Below are 18470 nucleotides of genomic sequence, written 5' to 3' on the forward strand. Positions count from 1 at the left end.
ATCGAACATCCATTCTCATGGAGGTTCAGGCGAGGCATCGGCAGTGGATTTCGCCCCGTTTTACGGGAAGAAGTCCCATGGTTATCCACAGGCTGGGCCTGCGTCGGGGCCCATTGTCAGTGGCAGGCGTTAGCGTCTTTGACGTGAAGCGATCGACTCAAGCAAACCGGGTGGAACCCATGGCAGGAACCGACCGCGAGAAGGCGCTCGACGCCGCGCTCGCACAGATTGAACGGCAATTCGGCAAGGGCGCGGTGATGCGCCTGGGCGAGCGGCCGAACGAGCCCATCGAGGTCATCCCCACCGGGTCGACCGCACTCGACGTCGCCCTCGGTGTCGGCGGTCTGCCGCGCGGCCGTGTGGTGGAGGTGTACGGCCCGGAGTCCTCCGGTAAGACGACCCTGACCCTGCACGCGGTGGCCAACGCGCAGAAGGCCGGCGGCCAGGTCGCCTTCGTCGACGCGGAGCACGCCCTCGACCCCGAGTACGCGAAGAAGCTCGGCGTCGACATCGACAACCTGATCCTCTCCCAGCCCGACAACGGCGAGCAGGCCCTGGAGATCGTGGACATGCTCGTCCGCTCCGGCGCGCTCGATCTCATCGTCATCGACTCCGTCGCCGCGCTCGTCCCGCGCGCGGAGATCGAGGGCGAGATGGGCGACAGCCACGTCGGTCTCCAGGCCCGGCTGATGAGCCAGGCCCTGCGGAAGATCACCAGCGCGCTCAACCAGTCCAAGACCACCGCGATCTTCATCAACCAGCTCCGCGAGAAGATCGGCGTGATGTTCGGCTCCCCGGAGACCACGACCGGTGGCCGCGCGCTGAAGTTCTACGCCTCGGTGCGTATCGACATCCGCCGCATCGAGACCCTGAAGGACGGCACGGAGGCGGTCGGCAACCGCACCCGCTGCAAGGTCGTCAAGAACAAGGTCGCCCCGCCCTTCAAGCAGGCCGAGTTCGACATCCTCTACGGCCAGGGCATCAGCCGCGAGGGCGGTCTGATCGACATGGGCGTGGAGCACGGCTTCGTCCGCAAGGCCGGCGCCTGGTACACGTACGAGGGCGACCAGCTCGGCCAGGGCAAGGAGAACGCGCGCAACTTCCTCAAGGACAACCCCGACCTGGCCAACGAGATCGAGAAGAAGATCAAGGAGAAGCTGGGCGTCGGCGTCCGGCCGGAGGAGCCTGCCGCCGAGCCGGGCGGGGACGCGGCGGTCACCACCGCGGCCGCCGACGACGCCAAGACGGTGCCCGCCCCGGCAGCCGCCAAGGCCACCAAGCCCAAGGCCGCCGCAGCCAAGAGCTGACCCGTGACACGACGAACCGACTGGGCCGAGTACGAGTACGCCACCCCCGGCGCCCCACGGGGGAGGGGCACCGGGAGCAACCCGGACTCCGCCCCGCGCGGCGGCGGACATCGGGACGACGGTTACCAGGGTCACGACGAGCACCGGGGCACCGGCGGATACGGGGATGCCGGCGGCGCCCACCCGGGCGCGGGCGACGAGCCGTACGGGGGCGGCTCGCCCGGCCGCGGCTCCCGCGGCGGCGTCGGCCCGCGGGGCGGCCGCGGGCGGGCGCGAGGCCGGCGGCGCGGCTTCGGAGACGTACCCGGTGAGGACGAAGGCGCCCCTTCCTCGTCGAGGGCCGAGCGGGGGGAGTCTTCAGGGGACCCGGCTGAGCGGGCACGGGCGATCTGCCTGCGCCTGCTCACCGGGACCCCGCGCACCCGCAAGCAACTCGCGGACGCCCTGCGCAAGCGGGAGATCCCCGAGGAGGTGGCCGAGGAGGTGCTGTCGCGGTTCGAGGAGGTCGGGCTGATCGACGACAGCGCGTTCGCGGACGCCTGGGTGGAGTCCCGGCATCACGGCCGGGGGCTTGCCCGCCGGGCGCTCGCCCAGGAGCTTCGCACCAAGGGGGTCGACTCGGCGCTGATCGACGAGGCCGTCTCCCAGCTCGACTCCGAGCAGGAGGAGGAGACGGCCCGAGAGCTCGTGACCCGCAAACTGCGCGCCACCCGTGGCCTCGACCGTGACAAGCGGCTCCGCCGTCTCGCCGGCATGCTCGCCCGCAAGGGCTACCCCGAGGGCATGGCCCTCCGGGTCGTCCGCCAGGCCCTGGAGGAAGAGGGCGAGAACACGGAGTTCCTGGGAGAAGGAGAGTTCTGAGTCCTCGGCGCGCAGGCGGGAAGCCGCCGTGCTCGCGAACTCCCCGCGTCGCATGGGGGTTGATCGGGGGTTAACCCCCGCCGAAGACGCCGGGCCACCGCAGTGCTCTTCCTGCCACGCGCAGGCGAGTCTGTACGCACGCTCCGGACCACGGCATGCACAGCCGCCGAGGCCGACCGCGTACGACCCAGCCGACGCGTACAACAGAAGAGAGCCCCGCCTGATGATGCTGCGATACGCCCTCCAGACGGTCCGCGCACGGAAGGCGGGCTTCCTCGGTGCCTTCCTCGCGCTGATGTGCGCGGCCGCCCTGATCACCGCCTGCGGCACCCTCCTGGACACCGGCCTGCGCGGCACCATCCGCACCGAGCGCTACGCCGCCGCTCCGGTCGTGGTCTCCGGTGACCAGTACGTCCACAAGACCACCGTCAAGCACAAGAACGGCAAGACGAAGGTCAAGCACAAGGCGAAACCCATCGCCGAACGCGCCTGGCTCTCCGAGCGGCTGCGCACCAGACTCGTCCACGTGCGCGGGGTGGCCCGGGCCGTGCCCGAACTCACCTTCCTCGCCCAGCCGTTGACTCCAGGCGGCACCGGCGGCCGTACCGCATACGGGCATGCCTGGGACTCCTCCGTGCTGACGCCGTACCGGCTGACCACGGGCAGCGCGCCCAGGGCCGACGGCGACCTGGTCATCGACGGTGACCTCGCCGCACGGGCTCGGCTGCGGCCCGGTGACCGGCTCACCGTGCAGTCCACACAGGCCCCGCGTAGTTACCGCATCACCGGTATCGCCGCCCCGGCCACCGCCGTACGCCACCAGACGTCCCTGTTCTTCTCCGCCGCCGAGGCCCGCCGCCTGGCCGCGCATCCGGGGCAGGTCAGCGCGTACGGCGTGTTGCCGGCGGAGGGAACCGACCCCGAGCAGGTGCGCAACGCCGTGGCGCGGGCGCTGCACGGCACCACCGCCCAGGTCAGCACCGGAGACGCCCGCGGGCCTGTCGAGTTCCTGGACGCGGCTGCCGCCCGCACCCGGCTGGTCAGCATGGGCGGCGCCATGGGCGGGACCTCGCTGCTGGTGGCGGTGCTGGTGGTCGTCGGCACCTTCGCGCTCACCGTGCAGCAACGCCACCGCGAACTCGCCCTGCTCCGCGCCATCGCCGCCACACCTGGACAGATCCGCAAACTGCTCGGCCGGGAGGCGCTGATCGTCGGCGCGGCGGCGGGCACCGTGGGCGCGCTGCTCGGGCTGCCCTTGGGTGGCTGGCTGTACTCCAGGTTCGTCGCCCTGGGCGCCGTACCCGCCACCCTCGAACTCACCGTCAGTGTCTTCCCGCCGCTCGCCGCCCTGGCCGCCACTCTGCTCGGCGCCTGGGCCGCGGCCCGGATCGCCTCCCGCAGGGTCGCCAGGATCCGCCCGGCCGAGGCTCTGGCCGAGGCCAGGACCGAGCGGACCCGTCCCGTCTGGGGCCGGACCGTCGCCGGACTGCTGCTTCTCGCCGGCGGAGTCGTCCTCGTCGTCGTCCTCACCTCCCTGCGCACCGAGCCCGCCTCGACTCCTGTGACGTTCCTCGCCGTCGTCGTCCTGTCCACCTCCGTCGCCCTGCTCGGTCCGCTGCTGGTCAGGGCGGCCGCGCTGCTGCTCGCCGGCCCGCTCCGGCTCGCCGGTCACGGCGGCCGTCTCGCCACCGCCAACCTGCGCGGCAACGCCGCCCGTATGGCCTCCGTCGTCACTCCCCTCACCCTGCTCGTCGGCATGACCTGCACCGTCCTGTTCGTCCAGTCCACTCTCGGCGACGCCGCCCGCAGCCAGGCCCGTGACGGTGTACGGGCCGACTGGGTCGTCGCCGCACAGGGCCCCGGCGTCCCTGCCGAGGCGGCACAGCGGCTGCGCGGGCGGCACGACACCGTCACCGAAGTCGTCCGCACGACCGTCCGTATCGGCCTCGACAAGTACCCCGCGCAGGGCGTCACCCCGGCAGGCCTGACCCGCACCTGGGACCCGCAGGTCACGGCCGGCTCTCTCGACCGACTCGCCCCCGGCACGGTCGCCGTCAGCCAACTGGCCGCTGACCAGCACCGCTTGAAGCCGGGCAGCACCCTGAAACTCACCCTCGGCGACGGGACGCCCGCCACGCTCACCGTCGCCGCCGTCTATGCCCGGGGTCTCGCCTTCGGCGACCTCACCTTCGCCCATGACCTCATCGCCCGCCACGTCGACAATCCGCTCGCCTCCTCCGTCCTCGTCAGCACAACCCGTACACAGACACAACTCGCGACTACACTCCGTGAGTTCCCGGGTCTGCGGATTCTTTCGCCGACCGATGCGGACACCCTCCAGGCCGAGCGGCAGCAGACGAATGCCGAGGTCAACTATCTCGCCATGGGACTGGTGCTGGCGTTCACCGCTATCGCCGTCGTCAACACGCTGGCGATGTCGGTTGCGGAGCGTGTCCGCGAATTCGGCCTGCTTCGCCTCGCCGGTGCGACCCGCCGTCAGGTGCTGCGGATGCTGCGGACGGAGACGCTGTCCGTCGTGTTCCTGGCCGCCTCACTCGGCAGCGGTATCGCGCTCGCCGTGCTCACCGCGTTCAGCGTCGGAATGACGGGCCGGGCGGCGCCCTCGGTCACGCCCCTGCTGTACGTCACCGTCGTCGGGACCGCCGGTCTCCTCGCGCTCGTGGCCAGTGCGGTGCCCGGGCGCGCGGCGCTGCGGGTTCTGGCGGTGACGGTGGCCACAGCGAAGGAGTAGCAGCCGGGAAGAGGACGTGGACGGACCCCCGTGCCCGGAACGGAACGGGGGTTCCGCACTCCCGGTGATGTGTCGCCTCCCAGGTCGCCAGGGACCGTTTCGGGTCAGGGCGTCGCCGGCTCCACCGGGAGGCCCTCTGCCCGCCATGCCTGGAAGCCACCGACGAGGTCCGTGGCCCGGTGCAGTCCCAGCTGGTGGAGGGAGGCGACCGCGAGGCTGGAGGCGTAGCCCTCGTTGCAGAGCACCACGACGCGCAGGTCGTGGCCGGTGGCCTCGGGGACACGGTGGCTGCCCTGGGGATCGAGGCGCCACTCCAGTTCGTTGCGCTCGATGACGAGAGCGCCGGGGATCAGTCCGTCCCGCTCGCGCAGGGCCGCGTACCGGATGTCGACCAGCAGCGCCTCGCCGGTCCGCGCCGCCTCGTGCGCCTCCCGTGCCTCGATGCGCCGATAGCCCGCACGCACCCGCTGCAGCAACTCGTCGATACCGACGGGCTGTCTACCCACTCCGACCACCGCTCCTGCGCCGCCCGCCGGCGGCTCGCCCGTACCGCCGCTCGGTGCGGCCCCGATGCCGCCCACGGCCGTCTCCTCCGTGCGGCTCACTGCCAGTCCTCCGGGCGTTCGACCTGCTCGAGGCGGAGCAAATGCCCCGTGCGGCTGTAGCGGCGGATGCGCGGCAGCGGCGGGTAGTAGGCATGTACGGAGATCGCGTGCTCGTCACGGGACTCGTTGAGCACCTCGTGGACATGGTGGCGGCCGAAGGCGCGGCCCTCGCCCGCGGGCAGCCGGCGTTCGCGGTCCACGCCCTCGGCGAGCTCCAGGGTCTTCCAGCCGTCGGTCGGCAGCCGGGCGGCGAGCGAGTTCTCCTTGAGCACGCCAGCGGCGGTGAGGAACGCTCCGACCGAATCCGCGTGGTCGTGCCAGCCGGTGCCGGTGCCGGGCGGCCAGCCGATGAGCCATGCCTCGCTGCCGCCCGGACCCTGCAGCCGCACCCAGGTGCGGCCCTCCGGGTCGAGCGGAAGGGAGGCGATCAGTTCGGCGTCGGCAGCCGTACGCCGTACGAAGTCGAGGAGGTCCGCCTGGGTGGGCACCGAGCCGACGGCAGGGGACACGGGAACGGGGGAGACAGACACGTGCACCGTCCTGTGGAGGGTTCGCGGTACGGGCGCGCGGCGGCGCCCGGAAGGAAGGGGATGCGAATTCAGCAGGACGGGCGACACACGCAGCCCGCATAGCGGACGAGGTCCATATGGACCCGCCGCCACAGGCGCACGCAGGTGTCGGTCATGGTCCGGAGTACAGCATGCCGGTCTACTCCGGTCAACTCACCGTCACCATGTGGACGGAGGGTGACGGGCCTGCGGGTCAGCGGGTGCCGGAGGGTGACGGGCAGCGGGTCAGCGGGCGCCGGAGGCTGCCTGGGCCGGCTCCTCCCTGGCCGCTCCGCCCACCGCCGCCTCCGCCGCCGCATAGAGGTCGGCCGGACGGACGCCGCTCAGCGCGGTGATCAGGTGGCCGTCGGGGCGCACGAGCAGCACGCTGTGCGCCGGCGCACCCGGGTAGCTCTCGGCGACCAGCAGCTCGGCGGCGTACGGCAGCGCGGTCACGGCCGCCGCGAGCCGGGGCATCACTCCGGCGGACACCCAGTGCTTGCGGTCCCACACTCCCGTGCCGGGCGCGATCAGCACGACCAGGAGGGCGGCGCGGCCGAGCCGGTCGCGCAGTTGGACGAAGGAACCATCCTCCGCGGTGACCCGTACGTCGGTGACGGGTGCGCCGAGCGGGGTGCCGACCGGGATCTCGCCCTCCAGATGCCGGGGCGCGAGCGGCGAGTCGGCGTACGCCCCCGGCGCACCGAGTGGCCCGCGCCCCAAGTGACCGTCCGTGAGCAGCGCGTCGTGGCCGCGCGCCGCACGCGGCACGATCTGGCGCAGCCCGCCGGCGCCGCGCAGCACCGGCAGCACCTGGTCGGCGGCGCGCAGCCGGGCGGCGACCACGGCGCGCCGCTCGGCCTGGTAGCTGTCCAGCAGCGCCTCATGCAGGCCGTGGTGCCAGGCCGGGGCCAGCTTCCAGGCGAGGTTGTCGGCATCCCTCAGGCCCTCGTCCAGCCCCTGGGTGCCGAGCGCGCCGAGCAGATGGGCCGCGTCCCCGGCGAGGAAGACCCGGCCGACGCGCCACCGGCGGGCCAGCCGGTGGTGCACCGTGTGAACACCGGTGTCGAGCAGCTCGTACGGCGGTGTGGAGCCGTCCGTCCAGCCCGCGAGCGTCTCGCGGATCCGCGCCACCAGGGTCTCCGGCGTGACCAGGTCCTTGCCCGGTGGCAGCAGCCAGTCCAGGCGCCACACGCCGTCCGGGAGGGGGCGGGCGGTCACCTCCCCGGCCGAGGGCCCGGACTGCCGCCAGGGCGGTGTCCGATGGAGCAACGCCTGACCCTCCCACGGAAGTTCCGTGCGCAGCGCGGCGACCGCGTGCCGCTCCACCGCCGTGCGGCCGGGGAAGCGGATGTCCTGGAGTTTGCGCACCGTCGAGCGCGGTCCGTCGCAGCCGATCAGGTAACTGCCGCGCCACCAGGTGCCGTTCGGGCCGCGAGTGTGCGCGGTGACGCCGGAACGCTCCTGCTCGATCGAGTCCAGACGGCTGTCCACCGCCACCTTCACCAGCGGCTCGTCGGCGATGGCGGCGCGCAGGGCGCCGGTGACGACGTGCTGGGCGATGTGCAGCGGGGCGGCGGGGTCCGTCTGCTCGAAGGCGACCTCGCTCATCACCTGCTTGCGCCTCAGGGACCGCCATCCGGCCCAGCGCACACCATGCTCACCGAGCGCCACCCCGGTCAGCCGCTCCAGCAGGGCGGCCGTGTCCTCGCGCAGGACGACGGTGCGCGCCGGGCGGGGTTCGTCCTTGCCGGGGCCCTCGTCCAGGACGACGCACGGCACCTCCTGGCGGGCCAGCGCCAGCGCGAGCGCGAGCCCGACCGGCCCCGCTCCGACGATGATCACCGGGTCCATGACGCGGCGCCCCCTGCCCGTGACGATGCCCTGACGGAGACAAGTGAACAGGAAGGGGGAGCGGGGTGCACGATCACAGAACGTATGCAACCCATTGGCAGAGTTTGCGTCAAGCGACGGGAGGCAGTGGCGATCACGCCACTGCCTCCGGGTAATGCTTTCGGTCCTGACTTGGCGTCAGGCGGCGGTTCCCGTTCCGGCGTGGCCCGCGATGCCCACGGTGTCCTCGACGCCGAGCACCGCCCCGGTCGACTTCTTGCGCCGCCGCAGCCTGCCCTCCAGCCAGCTCGCGAACGAGGTCAGGGAGAAGTTGATGATCACGAAGATGACGGCCACCACCGTGAAGGAGGCGATGGTGTTGGCGCCGTAGTAGCCGCTCATCGTGCTCGCCGAGGCGAGCAGTTCGGGGAAGGTGAGGACGGCGCCGCCGAGCGCGGTGTCCTTCACGATGACCACCAACTGGCTGACGATCGCGGGGAGCATCGCGGTGACCGCCTGCGGCAGCAGGATGAGCCGCATCACCTGGCCCTTGCGCAGACCGATCGCCATCGCCGCCTCGGACTGGCCCTTCGGCAGGGCGAGGATGCCCGCGCGGACGATCTCGGCGAGCACCGACGCGTTGTACAGCACCAGGCCGGTCACGACCGCGTACAGCGGACGGTCGTCGGAACTCACGTTGGTGTACTGGCTGTACAGCTCGTTGCCGAAGATCATCAGGACGAGCACCGGAATCGCGCGGAAGAACTCGATCACGACCGTCGCCGGTATCCGCACCCACGCATGGTCCGAGAGCCGGGCGATGCCGAAGAAGGCACCCAGCGGGAGCGCGATGACCATGGCCAGGGCCGCCGCCTTCAAGGTGTTCTGCAGACCGGGCCAGATGTACGTCGAGTAGGCCTCCGAGCTGAAGAACGGCTTCCACAGCGCCCAGGCCAGCTGGCCCTTCTCGTCGAGGGACTGGTACACCCACCACGCGAGAGCCGCGAGGACGACCAGGAAGACCGCCGTGTACAGGACGTTGCGCCGCTTGGCGCGCGGGCCCTGGGCGTCGTACAGGACCGAGCTCATCGCTTCACCGCCACCTTCTTGCCCACCCAGCCGAGGATCAGACCGGTCGGCAGCGTCAGGCAGCAGAACCCGAAGGCGATGACCGCGGAGATCGCCAGCAGCTGCGCCTCGTTCTCCACCATCTTCTTCATCAGGAGTGCCGCTTCCGCCACGCCGATCGCGGCCGCCACCGTCGTGTTCTTCGTCAATGCGATCAGCACGTTGGTCAGCGGGCCGACCGCCGCGCGGAAGGCCTGCGGCAGCACCACCAGGAACAGCACCTGAGTGAAGCTCAGACCGAGGGCCCGGGCCGCCTCCGCCTGGCCGACCGGCACCGTGTTGATGCCGGAACGGATCGCTTCGCAGACGAAGGCCGACGTGTAGACGAGCAGGCCGAGCACGGCCAGCCGGAAGCTGTACGTGTCGACCTTGTCCGAGCCCAGGGAGACGCCCAGCGTGTCGTGCAGGCCGAGCGAGGCGAACAGGATGATCACCGTGAGCGGGATGTTCCGCACGATGTTCACATAAGCGGTGCCGAAACCGCGCATCAGCGGTACCGGGCCCACCCGCATGGCGGCCAGCAGAGTGCCCCAGACCAGGGAACCCACGGCCGACAGCAGCGTCAGCTGCACCGTCGTCCAGAAGGCGCCCAGCACGTCGTACTTGTCAAGAAAGTCGAACACGATCTCCCGCGCTTCCGCGTGTAGGGATGCCCCGGTGCGCCGCCGTCGTCAGAGGCGGCGCACTCGTGGGGCGTTGCCTCAGCTCTTGATGTCGCCGATCTTCGGGGCGGGCTCGTTCTTGTAGTCGGCCGGGCCGAAGTTCTTCTTCACGGCCGTCTCCCAGGAACCGTCGGAGACCATCTCCTCAAGGGCCTTGTTGATCTTGTCCTTGAGGGCGCTGCCCTTCTTGACGCCGATGCCGTAGTTCTCGTTGGTCATCTTGAAGCCGCCGAGCTTGAACCTGCCCTTGAACTGAGCCTGGGCGGCGTAGCCGGCCAGGATCGAGTCGTCCGTGGTCAGGGCGTCGATCGCCTTGCTCTGCAGACCGGTCAGGCACGCCGAGTACGTCGGGTACTGCTGGAGCTGCGCCTTGGGGGCGAGCTTGTCATGGACGTTCTGCGCCGACGTCGAGCCGGTCACCGAACACAGCTTCTTGTTGTTGAGGTCGGCCGGGGACTTGATGGAGGTGTCGTCCGCGCGGATCAGCACGTCCTGGTGAGCCAGCAGGTACGGCCCGGCGAAGTCGACCTTCTGCTGACGCTCCGGGGTGATCGAGTACGTGGCGGCGATGAAGTCGACGTCCCCGCGCTGCAGCATGGTCTCGCGGTCGGCGCTCTTCGACTCCTTCCACTCGATCTGGTCGGCCGAGTAGCCGAGCTTCTTGGCGACATAGGTGGCGACGTCGACGTCGAAGCCCGAGTAGCCCTGCGGGGTCTTCTGGCCGAGGCCCGGCTGGTCGAACTTGATGCCGATGGCGATCTTCTTGCCGCCACCGGAGGAGCCGTTGTCGTCCTTCTTGCCGCCACCGCACGCGGTGGCCCCCACGGCGAGGGCGAGTACGGCGGCCGAGGCGGCGGTGACCTTGCGGAGCTTCATGGTGAACATCCTTTGAGTGGTGCGGAACGAGGTCCGTTGGAAAAGGCGACCCAGGGGCGCGGGGCGGGACGGCACCGTCAGTGGTGCAGGATCTTGGACAGGAAGTCCTTGGCCCGGTCGCTGCGCGGGTTGCTGAAGAACTGGTCGGGCGCAGCCTCTTCGACGATCCGGCCGTCGGCCATGAAGACCACGCGGTTTGCAGCCGATCGTGCGAAGCCCATCTCATGGGTGACGACGATCATCGTCATGCCCTCACGGGCGAGCTGCTGCATGACTTCGAGGACCTCGTTGATCATCTCGGGGTCGAGGGCGGAGGTCGGCTCGTCGAAGAGCATGACCTTCGGATCCATCGCCAGTGCCCGCGCGATGGCGACGCGCTGCTGCTGGCCGCCGGACAGCTGGGCGGGGTATTTGTCGGCCTGAGTGCCCACGCCGACCCGGTCGAGCAGGGACCGGGCCTTTTCCTCGGCCTGCTTCCTGTCCGCCTTGCGGACCTTGAGCTGGCCCAGCATCACGTTCTCGAGCACGGTCTTGTGCGCGAAGAGGTTGAAGGACTGGAAGACCATCCCCACGTCCGCCCGCAGCCGCGCCAGCTCCCGGCCCTCGTGCGGCAGGGGTTTGCCGTCGATCGTGATGGTGCCCGAGTCGATCGTCTCCAGACGGTTGATGGTGCGGCAGAGGGTCGACTTTCCGGACCCGGAGGGCCCGATGACCACGACGACCTCGCCGCGGGCGATCGTCAGGTCGATGTCCTGGAGCACGTGCAACGCGCCGAAGTGCTTGTTGACGCTCTTCAGGACGACCAGTTCGCCGGACGTGACCACGTCTTCCTTGGTCACCGATACATTGGTCATCGCTTTCGGGCTCCGTCCTCCTCGGTTTCGGAGGACAGTAGTGAGGGGCTGTGACCTGCGTCATCACATCTGAGGGAGATCTGAGCATCACGATCCGATAGCAAACGGACACGTGTCGTAGCACTCGCCGCCTCTGTGCGTATCGGCCGGATAACGGAAGCGACGGGCAACCGGAACCCTCTTGACGCCGTCCTTGTCCATCGGCGTCACTGCCATGGTGCACGCGCGCGTGAGGCTGTACGACGCACGCGAACCCAGACCGTACGACCGCTGAACCGGAGGGGGCCGGGATGAGACTGCTGCTCGTCGAGGACGACAACCATGTCGCCGCGGCCCTGTCCGCCGTACTCGCGCGGCACGGCTTCGACGTCACCCACGCGCGCAGCGGCGAGGAGGCCCTGCAGGCGCTCGTCCCCGAGGGCAACGGATTCGGCGTGGTCCTGCTCGACCTGGGCCTGCCCGACCAGGACGGCTACGAGGTCTGCGGAAAGATCCGCAAGCGCACCAGCACACCGGTGATCATGGTGACGGCCCGGTCCGACGTCCGCTCCCGCATCCACGGGCTCAACCTCGGCGCCGACGACTATGTGGTGAAGCCCTACGACACCGGGGAACTGCTGGCCCGTATCCACGCCGTCAGCCGGCGCACCGTCCACGAGGACCCGGCGGCCGGCGGCGACAGCACCCTGCATCTCGGTCCCGTACGCATCGAACTGCCCACCCGGCAGGTCACCGTGGACGGTTCGGTTGTCCAACTGACCCGCAAGGAGTTCGACCTGCTCGCCCTGCTCGCGCAGCGTCCCGGAGTGGTCTTCCGCCGGGAGCAGATCATCAGCGAGGTCTGGCGCACCAGTTGGGAGGGCACCGGCCGCACCCTGGAGGTGCACGTCGCCTCCCTGCGCGCCAAACTGCGCATGCCCGCGCTGATCGAGACCGTACGCGGCGTCGGCTACCGGCTCGTCGCCCCGGCCGCCTAGCGGGCAAGGGTGCGCACACGGCTCCTGCCGCTGCTGATCGTTCTGATGGCGGCCGTCCTCCTCGCCCTCGGGATTCCGCTCGCCCTGAGCGTGGCGGCCGCCCAGCAGCAGAAGGTCGTCGTCGACCGCATCGACGACACGGCACGCTTCGCGTCGCTCGCCCAGTTCGTCACCGACGGGCCCAGCGGATCGCGCCGCACCAGCACCGACGAGCGCATGGAAGCCCTGCGCAGCGAACTTGAGAGCTACTACGGCGTCTACGGCATCCGCGCGGGCGTCTTCTACCGCAACGGCTCGGCGATGGCCAACGCCCCCGACGCCTGGTTCGTACCGCAGACGGGGGAGGTACGGGACGCCTTCGAGGAGGCGCTGCTCAGCCGGCGCAGCCACGACCCGCGGCAGGTGTGGCCCTGGCAGCGGAGCCGGCTGGTCGTGGCCTCGCCGGTGATCCGGGACGGGGACGTCGTGGCGGTCGTGGTGACCGACTCGCCCACCGGGCAGATGCGTTCGCGGATCCTGCGCGGCTGGCTGATCATCGGGGCCGGCGAGATCGCCGCGATGCTGCTGGCCGTCGGCGCGGCGCTGCGGCTGACCGGCTGGGTGCTCAGACCGGTGCGGGTCCTGGACGCCACCACCCATGACATCGCCACCGGGCGGCTGAAGTCGCGGGTCGCGGTCGGCGGCGGGCCGCCGGAACTCAGACGGCTCGCCCGTTCGTTCAACGAGATGGCGGACAACGTCGAGGACGTGCTGGAGCAGCAGCGCGCCTTCGTCGCGGACGCCTCGCACCAGCTGCGCAACCCGCTCTCGGCGCTGCTGCTGCGCATCGAACTGCTCGCCCTCGAACTCCCCGAGGGCAACGAGGAGATCGCCTCGGTCCGCACCGAGGGCAAGCGCCTCGCACAGGTGCTGGACGACCTGCTGGACCTGGCGCTGGCCGAGCACGCCGACGCGGACCTGGGGCTGACCGACATCGGCGCTCTCGCCGAGGAGCGGGTCGCCGCCTGGTCGCCGGCAGCCGAGGCCCAGGGGGTCCGGCTGACCGGGGACTGCCCGCCCACGACCGCCTGGGCGGACCCGATCACCCTGTCCAGCGCCCTGGACGCGGTGATCGACAACGCAGTGAAGTTCTCTCCCGAGGGCGGCACGGTGGAGGTCATCGTCGCCGCCGACGGCGACCGGACCACGGTCGTCGTCACCGACACCGGGCCGGGCCTCACCGACGAGGAACTCGCGCGCGTGGGCGACCGGTTCTGGCGCAGCGGCCGGCACCAGAACGTCAAGGGCTCGGGCCTCGGCCTGTCCATCGTGCGTGCCTTGCTCACGGCGGGCGGAGGCTCGATCGACTACGCCCACCATGAGCCGCGCGGACTGCGGGTGACGGTGTCCGTGCCGAGGCATGGGGCGGGCTGATCGGGCGCGGAGCTGGTGCCGGGCGGGTGCGGCGAGTGGGGGCACCTCCCGGCCGGAGGCTGGGGTCCCGGCCGAAGGTCGGGGGAGGGAGTTCGACGACGGCGGAGTGGACGTAATCGAAGCCCACGCTGCTTCGCCGGGCCCGGCCGGCCTGTCGGCCCAGGACTTTGTGGCCGCCGCCGTCGGGGATCCGGCCGAGCTTCTTGACGTCCACGTGGACCAGTTCGCCGGGCCGGTCGCGTTCGTGGCGGCGGATGGGCCGGCCGGTGGGCCGGTCCAGGTGGGCCAGACGGTTCAGGCCGTGCCGGGTGAGGATGCGGTGCACGGTGGAGGCGGGCAGGCCCAGGATCGGTCCGATACGTGCCGGGCCCAGCTTGCGGTCCTGCCGCAGCCTGCAGACCTGCTTGGGCTGTAGGACGGGAGATGCCCATCTCCGCGGCGACGTGGGCGACGGGACGGCCGGAGCGGACTCGTTCGACGAGCAGCCGCCTGCCGTGAACGGTCAGCCGGGCATTACGGTGGGACACGAAGGCCTCCGTGCGGTGAAGATTCGACACCTCCACCACACACGGGGGCCTTCGCCGTGATCAAGACCGGCCGTGTTAACAACGCTCGTGATCAATACACCTAGGGCTTCACCGAGCGGTAGTAGCGGCGGGCGCCCTCCTGGAGGGGCAGTGGGTCCGTGTAGATGGCGGTGCGCAGATCGACCAGCTGGGCTGAATGGACATGGGCGCCGATGTCGTCGCGGCTCTTGATGACCGTGCGGGTCACCCATTCGGTGAGCCTGGGGTCCACGTCCGTACGGGTCATCAGCAGGTTGGACACGGAGATCGTCGGGACCTCGTTGCCCTGCTGTACGGCCGGGTAGGCCGACTCGGGGATGTTGGTGGCCCGGTAGTAGCGCGCGTCCTCGCCCTGGCTGTGCAGCTTGGTGACCAGGTCGCCCTCGATCGGCACGAACTTGAAGGCGGACTTCTGGGCCAGCCCGGCGAGTCCCTTGGTGGGCAGACCGCCCGACCAGAAGAACGCGTCGATCCTGCGCTGCTCCAGCTGGGCGGGCCCGGTGTCGATGCCGTCCGCGACCGGGGTGATGTCCGTGTGCGGGTCGATGCCGGCGGCCTTGAGCACCCGGTCGGCGATCAGCCGCACCCCGGAGTCGGGCAGCCCGGTCGCCACCCGCTTGTGCCGCAGGTCCGCGACGTTTCTGATGTCCGAGTCGCTGCGCACGACGAGGTGGACGTAGTCGTCGTAGAGCCGGGCCACCCCGCGCAGCCGCCCGGCGCCGCGGCCGTGCTGCAGTTCGTACGCCTCCACCGCGTCGGCCGCCGCGATGGTGAAGTCGGCCTTGCCGGTCGCCACCCGCTGCACGTTCTCCTGCGAGCCGGCGCTGTTCAGCAGCTTCACCTTCAGGTTGGGCATGTCCCTGGCGAACTCGGCGCGCAGCCGCTCGCCGTACTCCTGGTAGACCCCCCGGGGCGTGCCCGTGCTGAAGACGATCGTCCCGCTCGGCGGCTTGTCGCCCAGCGGCAGCAGCCACCACAGCAGCAGTCCGAGCACCACGGCACCGGCGGCCGCGGCCGGCAGCGCCCGGCGCCTGCTGATCCGGGGGAACACCTTGGACATGCGGCGATCCTGCCAGGCCGGGTGCGACGCTGAACAGGGCGGGGGTCACTCCGGGACGGCCAACGGGGCCACTCCGGGGCGGGGGAAGGGGCCACTCGGGGCGGGACAGGAGGGCAGCGGGCTCTGTCAGTGGTGGCCGTTACAGTCGTTGCATGAGCACTTCGCCTGCCGACCGCGTCCGAGAGTTCCACCTCGCCTTCGGCCTCGACGCCCGCACCAGGCCGACGGAGGTGGACCCCGAACTGGCCGCGCACCGCGGGGAACTGCTCGCCGAGGAGGCCGCGGAGGTCGCCGAGGTCGCGGTCGACGGCCCGCTGGACAAGCTCGCGCACGAACTGGCGGACGTGGTCTACGTGGCGTACGGCACGGCGCTGGTCCACGGCATCGACCTCGACCAGGTGATCGCCGAGATCCACCGCGCCAACATGAGCAAGCTCGGCCCGGACGGACAGGTCGCCCGCCGGGCCGACGGCAAGGTCCTCAAGGGCGAGCACTACCGGGCGCCCGATGTGTCGTCCGTTCTGCGCAGACAGGGCTGGATACCGTCGGCGCAGGACAGTTCGTCGCAGGCGAACGCCTAGAAAGTGCCGCCCGCCAGCTTCCACTCGCGGTTCAGGGTGCCCGGCGGAATGCTCCGCTCGATGACCGGTGTGCCGAAGACGGACAGCTGGAGCCGCAGGGTCCCGGACAGATCGACCCCGCCGTACACGCTCCAGGTGTCCGCGGTCTTCGCCCCGTCGCGGGAGGAGGCGGTGACCGTTCCGGGGGCCTCACCCCGCAGATACGGCGCCAGATCTGCGGTGACGCCGACGGTGCCGTAGAGGCCCACCGAGGCCTCGGTGCCCAGCGCCGTCTTCACGTTCCCGGCGGTGGTGACGGGCGCGCGCACGGGCGTGCTCGTCAAATGACCGGGGCCACGGCGAGTTCGCGTCATGCGGGGCCGAAGACCGCTGGTGCCCAGCCGGTCGAAGGCCGGCCGCCGCCCGGCTGCGGGCGACGGCCGACTTTGCGGAGCGGCGGTCGGCCAGAGCCCTCCCGAGGCTCACCGGAGCCCTCCCCGAGGCTCAGTGGCCGGTCAGGCCGGTGCCGCCGAGGCGGGTCAGCAGGGACGACAGCCGTGTGATGTCCTCGGCGTTCAGCGCCGGGGCGGCGAAGACCTCCGCGGCGGTCTCCTCGGCCGTCGCGAGCATCTCCTTCAGTCGCCGTCGGCCCGTCCCGGTCAGCGACGCGTAGGCCACACGGGCGTCCCGGGCATCCGCCTCGCGGGTCACCAGTCCGATCCGCTCCAGTGGCGCGAGCCCGCGCGTGACCCCGGAGGCCGTCAGGCCCAGTGCCTCGGCGAGGTCGACCCGACGCATGCGGCCGCCGGGTGCCTGACTCAGCCGTAGCAGCAGGATGAAGTCGGCCAGACTCACACCGTGCAGTCCGCTCAGCCGGGAGTCGAAGCGCCGCACGAGCGCCGCCTGGGCCCGTACCAGCCGCAGTGCCGCGTCCAGGGCGTCACTCATGGCGCCTCACTCCCCGCTCCCGCCGTCGTGCCGTGCGCGCACTCATTGCCAACTCCTTGAGTGCTCAAGTTTATACGCCGCTCGAACGCGCCGCGCGTCGCTGCCGCTTGCCCATCGGCGCCTGGGAGAGGTCCTCGGCGGTGGAGCGGAGGTTCTTGAAGCCGTAGCCGCGCTCGGTCAGCCAGGCCTTCGCCGCCTCCTCGGCCCGCTCGGTCGCCTCCAGGATGTCCTCCTCTTCCTCCCCGGTGTCGGAGAAACGGAAGACGAAGGCCGGCCGGGCGGCGATGTCGTAGGTCAGGTTGCCTTCGGGGGTGAACGCGGCGCGCAGCACATCGTGTCCGGCGGCGTCGGCCAGTAGTTCGGCCCGCTGCGCGTCGGTGAGGCCGTCGAAGGCCCCGCGGACGGTGATCCGGAAAGTGCGAGTGGTCATCCCGCGACCTTAGGCACGGCGGGCCCCGGCTTCCACCGGGTTTCCGGAGGCGCTGGGCTCACCGCCCCTCCGGGACTCACGGCCGGACACGAGACCACCGCCACCACCCTGACCTGGCCGGGCCTGCTCCTCGACCGTTACCCCACCGCCCGCGCGCAGGCTCCGGCCGTCGGCGGCGAAGGCTCGGCGCATCGCCGCCGGGCCGCGCCGGCCAGGACAAGGAAGCGTTTCGACGCAGCTCGGCGCTTCCGGCGAGCGCCTAGGCTGGAGCCGCGGGCAGCGAGCCGACCGACTGCCGTGGCCCGTCCGGGAAGGCGGTGGCGTTCCATGCGGTACGTGGCGGTGAGCGCGCTGAGCCATCCGGGACTGCTCCGCGAACGGAACGAGGACAGCCTCGTGGTCGGGCCGTGGACCCTGTGCGCCACGGTGACGGAGAGTCCGCAGACCCTGGTCTTCCCGATCGGCACGCCCCTCGTCGTCGCCGTCGCCGACGGGCTCGGCGGGCATCCGGGCGGCGACGTGGCCAGTTCCCTGGTCGCCCGCCGGATCGCGTCGCTCGGCCCCGCCCTGAGCGACGAGGACGCCGTCCGCGACGCCTTGACCGCCTGCAATCGCGCGGTGTACGCGGCCGCCGGCGGCGAGGAGGAGACCGAGCTCGCCGCCATGGGCACGACGATCGCCGGCATCGTGGTGCAGCCCGGCTCGCTGCTGGCGTTCAATGTGGGCGACAGCCGGGTCTACGCGGCTTCCCGGGACGGGCTGCGCCAGGTGAGCGTCGACGACAACCCCCCGCTCGAACCAGGGCAGCACACCACCTCCATCGTCACCCAGTGCCTGGGCGGCAGCCCCACGTACCGCGCCGTCCACCCGCACGTGACGGCCGAGTCCCTGTCTCCCGGCGACCGCTACCTCATCTGCACCGACGGCCTGACCGACCCTCTGCCGGCGGATGTGCTCGACGAGGTGATGCGGGAGCACGACGACGGCCGCGCTGCCTTCGAGCTGTGGAAGGCCGCCATCGCCGCGGGCGGCCCCGACAACATCACGCTGGCGGTCGTACGCGTCGCCGACGAATAGCCAATGCCCACGA

The 18470-nt window shown here is 71.0% G+C and carries 19 protein-coding genes and 1 pseudogene; 7 read left to right on the top strand and 13 right to left on the bottom strand.

Translation table 11 applies throughout. The features are described 5' to 3' along the window. Window positions 1–179: 179 nt before the first annotated feature. The 3 genes from recA to SRB17_RS31585 all read left to right on the top strand — a co-directional run bounded on the left by recA (window position 180) and on the right by SRB17_RS31585 (window position 4920). Window positions 180–1307: a recombinase RecA gene (gene recA, locus SRB17_RS31575; RefSeq protein WP_153543609.1), complete on the top strand. Its 1128-nt coding sequence runs from the start codon at window positions 180–182 to the stop codon at window positions 1305–1307. 3 nt (window positions 1308–1310) lie between these two features. Further along, entirely contained in the window at window positions 1311–2168 is an 858-nt protein-coding gene (gene recX, locus SRB17_RS31580) for a recombination regulator RecX (RefSeq protein WP_323376522.1), read from the top strand. 223 nt (window positions 2169–2391) lie between these two features. Continuing rightward, window positions 2392–4920, top strand: a complete 2529-nt coding sequence (locus SRB17_RS31585; protein WP_153543610.1) for an ABC transporter permease — start codon at window positions 2392–2394, stop codon at window positions 4918–4920. Window positions 4921–5024: 104 nt separating this feature from the next. On the opposite strand, the gene SRB17_RS31590 is transcribed toward SRB17_RS31585, so the two are convergent. The 8 genes from SRB17_RS31590 to SRB17_RS31620 all read right to left on the bottom strand — a co-directional run bounded on the left by SRB17_RS31590 (window position 5025) and on the right by SRB17_RS31620 (window position 11426). Continuing rightward, on the bottom strand, window positions 5025–5435 hold the full coding sequence (locus SRB17_RS31590) for a rhodanese-like domain-containing protein (RefSeq protein ID WP_323376627.1): 411 nt from the start codon (window positions 5433–5435) through the stop codon (window positions 5025–5027). An 86-nt stretch (window positions 5436–5521) separates the two neighbouring features. After that, on the bottom strand, window positions 5522–6055 hold the full coding sequence (locus SRB17_RS31595) for a cysteine dioxygenase (RefSeq protein WP_323376523.1): 534 nt from the start codon (window positions 6053–6055) through the stop codon (window positions 5522–5524). Window positions 6056–6123: 68 nt separating this feature from the next. After that, the gene (locus tag SRB17_RS48605) at window positions 6124–6393 is read right to left on the bottom strand and encodes a putative leader peptide (RefSeq protein WP_416237105.1); all 270 of its coding nucleotides are present in this window, start codon (window positions 6391–6393) and stop codon (window positions 6124–6126) included. Further along, on the bottom strand, window positions 6320–7927 hold the full coding sequence (locus SRB17_RS31600; protein ID WP_153543611.1) for an FAD-dependent monooxygenase: 1608 nt from the start codon (window positions 7925–7927) through the stop codon (window positions 6320–6322). The genes SRB17_RS48605 and SRB17_RS31600 overlap by 74 nt, the downstream gene beginning before the upstream one ends. Before the next feature lie 177 nt (window positions 7928–8104). Continuing rightward, window positions 8105–8995, bottom strand: a complete 891-nt coding sequence (locus SRB17_RS31605; protein ID WP_153543612.1) for an amino acid ABC transporter permease — start codon at window positions 8993–8995, stop codon at window positions 8105–8107. Further along, window positions 8992–9657, bottom strand: a complete 666-nt coding sequence (locus SRB17_RS31610; RefSeq protein WP_323376524.1) for an amino acid ABC transporter permease — start codon at window positions 9655–9657, stop codon at window positions 8992–8994. Before SRB17_RS31610 ends, SRB17_RS31605 begins: the two co-directional genes overlap by 4 nt. Window positions 9658–9735: 78 nt before the next feature. Then, entirely contained in the window at window positions 9736–10572 is an 837-nt protein-coding gene (locus SRB17_RS31615; protein WP_153543613.1) for a glutamate ABC transporter substrate-binding protein, read from the bottom strand. A 77-nt stretch (window positions 10573–10649) separates the two neighbouring features. Continuing rightward, a complete protein-coding gene (locus SRB17_RS31620) occupies window positions 10650–11426 on the bottom strand; it encodes an amino acid ABC transporter ATP-binding protein (protein WP_153543614.1) in 777 nt (258 codons plus the stop codon). A gap of 290 nt (window positions 11427–11716) precedes the next feature. Here SRB17_RS31620 and SRB17_RS31625 point away from each other — a divergent pair, with 290 nt between their 5' ends. After that, a complete protein-coding gene (locus SRB17_RS31625; protein ID WP_153543615.1) occupies window positions 11717–12403 on the top strand; it encodes a response regulator transcription factor in 687 nt (228 codons plus the stop codon). Window positions 12404–12412: 9 nt separating this feature from the next. Further along, a complete protein-coding gene (locus SRB17_RS31630) occupies window positions 12413–13816 on the top strand; it encodes a HAMP domain-containing sensor histidine kinase (RefSeq protein ID WP_323376525.1) in 1404 nt (467 codons plus the stop codon). A 97-nt stretch (window positions 13817–13913) separates the two neighbouring features. Here SRB17_RS31630 and SRB17_RS31635 read toward each other — a convergent pair. Both SRB17_RS31635 and SRB17_RS31640 read right to left on the bottom strand, forming a co-directional pair. Continuing rightward, a pseudogene (locus tag SRB17_RS31635) lies at window positions 13914–14343 on the bottom strand (IS481 family transposase); the annotation flags it as partial. A 100-nt stretch (window positions 14344–14443) separates the two neighbouring features. Continuing rightward, complete coding sequence (locus tag SRB17_RS31640; protein ID WP_153543616.1) at window positions 14444–15442, bottom strand: TAXI family TRAP transporter solute-binding subunit; 999 nt, start codon at window positions 15440–15442, stop codon at window positions 14444–14446. 152 nt (window positions 15443–15594) lie between these two features. On the opposite strand from SRB17_RS31640, the gene SRB17_RS31645 reads away from it, so the two are divergent. Then, window positions 15595–16023: a MazG nucleotide pyrophosphohydrolase domain-containing protein gene (locus SRB17_RS31645; protein WP_153543617.1), complete on the top strand. Its 429-nt coding sequence runs from the start codon at window positions 15595–15597 to the stop codon at window positions 16021–16023. Here the strand turns inward: SRB17_RS31645 and SRB17_RS31650 are convergent. The 3 genes from SRB17_RS31650 to SRB17_RS31660 all read right to left on the bottom strand — a co-directional run bounded on the left by SRB17_RS31650 (window position 16020) and on the right by SRB17_RS31660 (window position 17380). Next, window positions 16020–16331 carry a hypothetical protein gene (locus tag SRB17_RS31650; protein ID WP_194294205.1) on the bottom strand — a complete coding sequence of 104 codons (312 nt, stop codon included), beginning with the start codon at window positions 16329–16331 and terminating at the stop codon, window positions 16020–16022. The genes SRB17_RS31645 and SRB17_RS31650 overlap by 4 nt on opposite strands. Window positions 16332–16506: 175 nt before the next feature. Beyond that, window positions 16507–16950: a MarR family winged helix-turn-helix transcriptional regulator gene (locus tag SRB17_RS31655; RefSeq protein WP_153543618.1), complete on the bottom strand. Its 444-nt coding sequence runs from the start codon at window positions 16948–16950 to the stop codon at window positions 16507–16509. Window positions 16951–17020: 70 nt separating this feature from the next. Continuing rightward, on the bottom strand, window positions 17021–17380 hold the full coding sequence (locus tag SRB17_RS31660) for a DUF6204 family protein (RefSeq protein ID WP_153543619.1): 360 nt from the start codon (window positions 17378–17380) through the stop codon (window positions 17021–17023). Between the two features lie 327 nt (window positions 17381–17707). Here SRB17_RS31660 and SRB17_RS31665 point away from each other — a divergent pair, with 327 nt between their 5' ends. Beyond that, entirely contained in the window at window positions 17708–18457 is a 750-nt protein-coding gene (locus SRB17_RS31665; protein WP_153543620.1) for a PP2C family protein-serine/threonine phosphatase, read from the top strand. The last annotated feature ends 13 nt before the right edge of the window (window positions 18458–18470 follow it).

The sequence above is a fragment of the Streptomyces sp. RB17 genome (assembly GCF_009604455.1).
In the GTDB taxonomy this organism is placed as follows: Bacteria; Actinomycetota; Actinomycetes; order Streptomycetales; family Streptomycetaceae; genus Streptomyces.